The organism is Candidatus Propionivibrio aalborgensis (assembly GCF_900089945.1).
GTDB lineage: Bacteria > Pseudomonadota > Gammaproteobacteria > Burkholderiales > Rhodocyclaceae > Propionivibrio > Propionivibrio aalborgensis.
Window position 1 is genome coordinate 21280 of the sequence record NZ_FLQY01000135.1, and the last position, 7792, is coordinate 29071.

Annotated in this window: 7 protein-coding genes; 1 reads left to right on the top strand and 6 read right to left on the bottom strand. The window is 54.9% G+C overall.

Annotation, left to right across the window (positions count from 1 at the left end):
• Positions 1 to 23 precede the first annotated feature (23 nt).
• The 6 genes from PROAA_RS08220 to PROAA_RS08245 all read right to left on the bottom strand — a co-directional run bounded on the left by PROAA_RS08220 (position 24) and on the right by PROAA_RS08245 (position 6006).
• Complete coding sequence (locus PROAA_RS08220; protein WP_186410884.1) at positions 24 to 884, bottom strand: NAD-dependent epimerase/dehydratase family protein; 861 nt, start codon at positions 882 to 884, stop codon at positions 24 to 26.
• Positions 881 to 1996 carry a glycosyltransferase family 4 protein gene (locus PROAA_RS08225; protein WP_222102165.1) on the bottom strand — a complete coding sequence of 372 codons (1116 nt, stop codon included), beginning with the start codon at positions 1994 to 1996 and terminating at the stop codon, positions 881 to 883. The genes PROAA_RS08220 and PROAA_RS08225 overlap by 4 nt, the downstream gene beginning before the upstream one ends.
• Before the next feature lie 46 nt (positions 1997 to 2042).
• Positions 2043 to 2927 (bottom strand): glycosyltransferase family 2 protein, encoded by an 885-nt coding sequence (locus tag PROAA_RS08230; RefSeq protein ID WP_186410885.1) that lies wholly within the window; start codon positions 2925 to 2927, stop codon positions 2043 to 2045.
• 20 nt (positions 2928 to 2947) lie between these two features.
• On the bottom strand, positions 2948 to 4861 hold the full coding sequence (locus PROAA_RS08235; RefSeq protein WP_186410886.1) for a tetratricopeptide repeat protein: 1914 nt from the start codon (positions 4859 to 4861) through the stop codon (positions 2948 to 2950).
• Positions 4862 to 4920: 59 nt separating this feature from the next.
• The gene (locus PROAA_RS19290; RefSeq protein ID WP_186410887.1) at positions 4921 to 5376 is read right to left on the bottom strand and encodes a pilin; all 456 of its coding nucleotides are present in this window, start codon (positions 5374 to 5376) and stop codon (positions 4921 to 4923) included.
• Positions 5377 to 5622: 246 nt separating this feature from the next.
• Positions 5623 to 6006, bottom strand: coding sequence for a hypothetical protein (locus PROAA_RS08245; protein WP_222102166.1), 384 nt, complete (start codon positions 6004 to 6006; stop codon positions 5623 to 5625).
• An 88-nt stretch (positions 6007 to 6094) separates the two neighbouring features.
• Here PROAA_RS08245 and PROAA_RS08250 point away from each other — a divergent pair.
• On the top strand, positions 6095 to 7792 hold a 1698-nt coding region (locus tag PROAA_RS08250; RefSeq protein WP_186410888.1), incomplete at its 3' end, for a tetratricopeptide repeat protein.

Genomic DNA, 7792 nt, shown 5'->3' on the forward strand with positions numbered 1-7792 from the left:
GCCGCAGTTGAAGAACGACAGAATCACGCTTGTCTTAGCCACGTAAATGTGCGGCGCACCCCATCTTCCAAATCGACTAGAGGTGCCCATGCAAGTAGTTCTTTGAGTTGTGTGTTGTCCAATATGACATTGCGGACATCGATGCCTCGAGCCCCGCGATATTCTGTATACAGGGGTTTACGGCATACTTTTTCGACGATGCCTAGAACCTGGTTGATGCTGTAGCCCGTGCCGCTACTTAGGTTGTAGGTGCCTGAATCCAGCGGTAGCTTGATCAGGCGGGTGGTGGCCTCGACAATATCGTCGATGAAAATGAAATCGCGGACACTTTCGCCGTCACCCCAAATTTGAATGGGCGTGTCGCAACACGCGTGTTCGAGCAGGGTGCGTATCAACCCAAAGCCCTGGCGCAGGGTCTGGCCCGGCCCGTAGGCATTCGACGGCCGAACCATGGTGATGGCATGTCCGCGAGCGCGGTAGGCCTGCAAGAAAACTTCTTGCGAGGCCTTGCCGGCACCGTGGTTGGATAGTGGTGCAATCGGAGCGTCTTCCGTGACAGGTAGCCGATCAGGATTGCCGTATACCGTACCTCCGGAGGAAAAGAAGATCAGGTGGGTTTCCGGCTGACTCTGCAATAACTCCAGCAAGCGCAGAGTCAAGGCGAGGTTGCCAAGTTCCAGGTTTGGATTCCTGGCCGAGGATCCCGGGGTTGTTGCGGAGGCCAGGTGGATCACCGTTCCGCACTCGGGAATCGCCCTTTCAAGCCGATCGCCGTCATTGCGGCCAACGATGTGCACAACCGCCCTTTCTGCGTTCAGGCGCTCGGCCAACGCCCTGCCAATGAAGCCGCTGCCACCAAGCAGCAACACGCCGTCACGGTTCATGGTCTAGTCTCCAGCAGGCTTCGGTAAGCGGTGGCGTAGCGGTTGGCGCAGTCGTCCCAGGTTCCAACCGAATCCTTGACCCAGTTGCGGGCGGCTTGCCCGACCGATCGATTATTCACCGGGTTCTCCAGCCAGTCCAACCCCTGGCTAAGTACGTCGCGATTGGCCGCTAGCCATCCGGTATCGCGATGTTGCAGCATATCGCGATGGGCGGGCAGGTCGGAGGCGAGCACGGGCAGGCCGGCGGCCATGGCTTCCAGCATCACCTGCGGCCGCCCTTCGTCATGGTGGCTCAGGGTGATCAGAGCACATGCCTTGGGGAACCAGTGTTGGAGGAGATCGTCTGGATGTGTCGGGCCGTAGTACTGCACCCAGGGAGGAATATCGACCTGCTCCTGCATCGGTCCGAACAAGTGCAGTTGCCGCGCTTCGTCGAATAGTCCATCTCCCCACCTAAAGAGGTCGCCAATCTTGTTTTTGGTCAGCCTAGTGATAGCCAGCCAGTGGCGCGCCGTGTCTGAAGAATTCTGGCGCATGATATTAAACCACGCATCATCAACACCGAACACAATCGGTCGGATTTCGGCAAGGTCACCAAACGCGCGCTCCAGTGCGGGCTGCATCCAGTCGGCATTGGGCGCCAGGATAGCACGGCGTTGTCGCAGCATGGCACGGATCAAGCTCTTCATGCCGGGCAGGCGCAACAGACCAAAATCGTTGCCGAGAACGGTGATCAAAGCGGGAGTCGTTGTTCCCCACAGCGGCAGCGCGTTCTGCAACCAATTGGCATGAACGACATCAACAGGCTGGCGCCGATAGGCCCGGCCAAGCCGTATCAACAAGCTCGCAATTGTTCCTGCGGCCAGAGAACGACGAGTTCGCAGCAGGTGAGCAATGCCGCCTTCTTGGGACAAACGTTTCAGCCATAGCGTATCGGACAGCGTGGTTACAGCAGTCGTATTAGCGGGCAAATCACCTGGCGGCGCCCAGAGGGAAAGTTCCACATCATCACGCTTTGCCAGGGCAGCGGCCATATTGTGAATAAAGCGACTCCGCCAATCCAGAGAGGTTTCAGGGTAGGAGGTACTGGCCATTAGTACGCGTTTGCTCATTGGCCCGGCAGGTTCCAGGACAGTTTTCCGGGCATCGCAATATCTGCTACTTTTCCTCGTGATCAGTCTGCTCAATATCCCGATAGTGCAAGGCCGAAATCTGCTCCGATACGATGCCGATAAGGAAGGTGAAGATGGCTGCCAGGAAGAGCAGGGCGCTCATATTGGTAAAGCGGCCAGAACTCATGTACGTATAGAAATAGTAGCCCAACCCGGTGAGAAAAAAGACAGCGCTGATCGGCAGAAACAGCTTTTGAGGCGAATAGAGCGTGCCAATCTTGATGATGATCAGAAGGAAGCGCACGCCATCGCGTAATGGCCTGATATGGCTCTTGCCGATACGTCGCGGCGTATGGATCGGCACATAAGCCACGCTATAGCCTGCGCGGAAGAAGCTCATGGTGATCGTTGTCGGGTACGAGAAGCCGTTGGGCAGCAGGTAAAGAAACTGGCGAAATTTGGACGCCCGAACCACGCGGAAGCCCGATGTCAGATCCTCGATTTTCTGCATGACCATCCAGCTGGCCAAACGGCTGAACACGTCATTGGCCAGGGCGCGATGTGTTCCAGCGTGCGAGCCCGACTGCCGCGCACCAACGACCATGTCGTAACCTTCTTCGAACTTGCCGAGCATGGCCGAAATGTCTTCCGGTTGATGTTGACCATCGGCGTCCATGAACACGATTGCATCGCCAAGCGCCGCGCGAGCTCCGGTTTTGATCGCCGCACCATTGCCCATGGGATAATGGTGCCGGAGATATTTCACATTCGATAAGCCGCATACCGCAGTCGTGTCATCGGTAGATCCATCGTCGACAACAATTATTTCTGCATCGCTCAGCAAATCCGCGAGGCGCGGAAGTACGACGCGCAAACTGGATGCCTCGTTTCTGGCGGGAATGACAACGGAGATTCTGGTTGTGGAGGGCATGTGCAGATAGTCAATCAGAGTCAGTGTTCCGCAATGTTATACGTAACCAACAGTTCAGTAAGTGTCTTTCGTTCATCGCTTAGAAGATTTTCATTGCTCAATTTGAGCAGCAATTGCCGCGCCTGCTCGCGTTCACCGGCAATAAATAGCAATTGCGCCCATTTGAGGCGATTGCTCGGATTGCCGGGGTTCAGTTTTAGCGATCGCCCCAGAGCAGCACGGGCGGCGACCATATCATGCTCGTTCAGCCATAGATAGTCGGAATACCAAGAGTACAGTATTGACCGTACCCCGCCCTTCACGCTTGGATTTTCAAGAGAGGCAGAAAAAAGTCCGTCGATGGTGGGCCGATCCAGGCAGGTCGAGCCGTCAATGGACATTTCCTTGATAGCGTACAAAACGTTCTGGTCGCCGGGTGCAAAAGGCGTTTGCTGGAGACGACGGGCCAGTTCGCTGATCCAGGCTGGTTCAGCAGGTATTCCGGCTTTGCAGTTGAGTTGGATCAAGCCCAGCCAGCACATCTTCGAATTCGGATCAAGCGTGCAGGCCAGTTGATAGTGCGCGGTTGCAAACGAATGGATTGGCGAATTCGGCAGGGCAGCGTCAGCCTGCATCGCCAAATTCATCGCGGCTTCGTGCTGCGCACGGGCCGAGGTTCGGTGATGCTGGGCCTCAATTTGCGTACGCCGTCCCTCTTCGCCGAACTGGTGTGCGCGCAGTGCTGTAACAAAAGTAAAGTTGGCAAGCATCGCAGCAGCAATCGTCAGGCCAATTGTCTTGCATACGCCTTCGCGCTGTAACGCGATGCTCAGTGCCCAGGCGCCCGCAAGCAGAATGCCGAAGAGCGGTAGGTAATTGCGGTGCTCGTGGGCTATTTCCAGCGGAAGAAATGTTGATTCGAGTCCATGGCCGATCAAGAACCAGACAATCCCGAATGAAAGGAGTGGCGCTTTGATCCGCGTCCTCCAGGCCAGCCAAACCAAACCGATCAAACCGGCGATTGCCGGCAGAGTCGTCCATGGCGAGAGCAGACTGCTGGAGATAATGATGTCGTCGTGGTACAGGCCGAGGTCTTCCAGGCGCGGAAACAGGATAAGCCCAAGGTAGAACCAGAGTACACGCCCTTCAGTCATCAGCCGTTCGACAAGTGAGAAGGGACGCAAATCGTAGCCGGACCATAGCCATTGCCCGCTGGGCAAAAAAACATGCGCCGTACCCGCCAGCAGGATCAGGCCAATGACTACGGCAAAGCAACGCGCGAAGCGGTCAAGCCCTCCGACGATGCTTCGCCGGACGATCAGTTCCCAGGCCAGTACGAAAAGGGGAAAAAGCGCACCGGCTTCCTTGCTGAAAAAGGAAAGCGGCCACAGCAACCCCCAAGCTACGATCAGCCGTGCAAGCCCAGCCCGACCTCCATGATCGCGTGCGCTGATGTGCAGTAGCAACGCGGCAAGAAGGAACAGGGTTGAAAGACTCGTCATGCGTTGAACGACATGCAAGACGGGAAGCAGCTGGATCGGGTGCAGCATCCATGCCGTCGCCAGCACGCCTGCGGCGATCAACGCGATGTGTTGCTTTGCTGGTTGCTCTGTTCCTGCGAGCAGCCGGAACGCCAGGAAAAATACCAGGCAAGCGTTTGCCGCGTGGATGGCAAGGTTGGTAATCTTGAATAAAAACGGGGAAAAGCCGCTAAAGTAATAGTTCAGCGCGAAACTCAACTGGGCTATCGGCCGACCGGAGGGTCCGGAATGGCCGCTGGCAAAAACCTGGCGCAACGACTCGAAGCTGAGCGTTTCGAGTCGAACCCCCTTAGCTTGAAGAATGCTTGGCCCATCATCAAAGAAAAAACTGCCGTGCAGACCGGGCCAGTAGATGGCCAAGAGAAGCACACCCGTAAAGCATGCAGCTATCGCAACACGGTACGAGGTTCGCATAGGAGCGCCAAAGAAAAAGCCCCTTGGCATTGCCAAGGGGCTTTGATCAGATCAGGTGATCAGAAGTCCTTGCAGGAACTAGGCAGATATTTTGGGCTTATCGGGTTTGTTGCGCCTACCCCGCATTGCCAACCAACCGTACCGGTACTTGTATTGCCCAAACCTCTCAGGATTAAGGTCTTGCTGGCAGCTGCACCTAAACCCGTGTCCGACGAGGTGGTCACGATAATGTCACCCTGGGTCGCCGAAACTCCTGAATAGGCCACGGAGTGAACATATTTTGTTGACTGAGTTTGCACACCCATGGAAGCTTGTGACAGATCCATGGTGTTTTTTTGCGAGTAAGTTTCAGCAACCGCAGTACGGCCGGAGGAAGCAGCCAAAACGGCCTCTGTAACCTTGGCGCGAACCATGTAGTCCTGATAGGCCGGCAGAGCAACAGCGGCCAGAATGCCGATAATCGCGACAACGATCATCAGTTCGATTAGCGTAAAACCTTTTTGTAGATGTTTCATGGCAGTTCTCCATTTAACGGTTAAAAAATCCAGAACACCTCGTGCTCCTGAGTGATGTTGAGCAATTTACATGCCATCAGCGCTCGGGGCTGCAAAGCCCCGATTTTATGGTCGTTCTTGTCCATATTGACCTTCGCTATGACAAAAATGTTGATTCGTATCCGCCCTATTTGGGCTACGGGGTGACAATTTACGGCACATACGCACATGGCCCGATAAAAAGTAGTTGATGAAAAAAACGAACTTTCAGGAAACCTGAAGCATTAGCCACTTCGTCAGTTGATCGATGTAAGCACCTTCAAATCCAGCATCCTTCAATGTCCATTTGAAGGCGTTTCCAAGCTGAGCCTTCTTGTAAGTGTTCAGCTTGTTTTGCGCCTTGAACTGCGTCACTTGTTTGGCCATCTGAGCCAATATTTTCTGGGTCTTGGCCGCGAACTTCTTTTCTTCCATTCGATCCTTGACCGGAACTTTCTCGATAAAAAAAATCGCAAGCGATGTGCCAAAATCTTTGGCTTTTTGAGCATCGAACCAACTCAGTATCATGTGCTTCTCCCGTAGAGGAAAATAAACCCAAGTGTGCAGTTGCCAACCAGATTGTAGTGAGAATTGCCTGTGCCAGTTTGACACGCTCTGCTTCGGGCGCCAAATGCTGATGCCCTAGTGAGAAATACCCGGCAAGTATATCGGGTCAACTATACTTGCCTCAGGCAGGAAAATGACAGGATGTTACCTCGCCGCACAGTTCGGTGGCAATTTAAGGGATATGGCCGGAACATGGATAAAGCCGCAAGGGGGAGTGATGGGGTGGTTTGATCGATTGAAATCGTCGAAAATTGTGGACAAGGGAAATGCAGGACACGCCAGCGAGGGCGAGCAAAACGCTATGGGCCTGCTCGAAAAAGGCAGTTTCCTTGAGCAACAAGGTCTGTTGGACGATGCGCTAAGCCTATATGACAAGGCAATTCGACTGGCGCCCGATTTTGCCAAAGCGCATTTCTATCGCGGCAACATCCTGCTCGAAAAGGGCGATGCCGAGGCAGCGCAGGCGGCCTATGAAAAGGCATTGCTCTACAAACCCGACTCTGCACCGGCGCACTATAACCTCGGGAATGCCTATCTGCGGATGGGGCGTCATTTGGCGGCGGTGGCGGCCTATCAACAGGCGCTGCGGCTAAAGCCAGACTTCACTGATGTTGAAGTCGCGTTGGGTGTGGCGCAGGAGGAACTTGGCCAACTGGAAGCAGCTGCCGCCAGTTATCGACGAGCGCTGGCACTCAGGCCGGACTATGTCGAAGTACATCTTAATCTCGGAGCAATCCTGATACGCCTCGGCCGCAACGATACGGCTGAGGCCAGTTACCGTCGGGCATTGGAAATCAAGCCCGATGACGTCGAAACACTCAAAACCCTGGGCAAACTTCTGATCGATCTGCGCCGACCTGCTGATGCAGAAGTGACTTTCCTTCAGGCGTTGGCGATTGAGCCTGATCATTCAGAGGTGCTCAACTTTTTGGGGGCTACGCAAAAGAGCCAAGGCAAATTCGAGGACGCAGCGGCCAGCTTTCGCCGGATTTTGGAAATCAATCCGGAATCAGTGCTGGCGCACAATAATCTGGGGGTTGCCCTGAGAAGCCTCGGTCAATTGGATCCTGCGGCCCAATGCTGCCGCCAGGCTTTGCAGATTGATCCTGATTTCGTCGAGGCGCATCACAATCTGGGAAATATTCTGACGACGCTGGGGCAGACTGATCGCGCCCTGGAGAGCTACAACCGGGCACTGGAAATAAATCCAAATTTTGTCGATGCGATCAATGGAATGGGCCTGGCTTTTTTTGAGATGGGTCGATTTGACGACGCCGTTAAAAATTATCAGCAGGCGCTGGCTCTGAAGCCCGATTTTGCATTTGCACATGCAAACCTGGGCCATGTCTTGCAAGCGCTGGGGCAGTTTGAGCTTGCACAAAAAAGTATCCGTCGGGCTTTGGAACTCGATCCTGACTTTGGCAACGCTTACGATACCTTGCTGTTCATGCATAATTACCTCGGCGATATGCTGGCGTCGCTGATGCTGGTTGAAGCGCGGCGTTATGGCGAGATGGTAGCGCGGCTATCAATGCCTTACACGGAGTGGTCGAATCCACCCGATGCCGGCCGACCCCTCCGCATCGGACTGGTATCGGGGGATTTGTGCTATCACCCGGTAGGATTTTTTGCCGAAGGAATTCTGGCAGCACTGGCCGCCCGAGGTGAGCACCTGGCCCTGTACGGTTACCCGACGCGTTACTCGTCGGACGAGACTAGCGAGCGCATCAAATCGTCCTGTCGCGGCTGGTATTGCGTAGCGGGACTCTCTGACGCACAACTGGCCGAGCGCATACGTGCTGACCGGATCGACATCCTCATCGATCTCTCC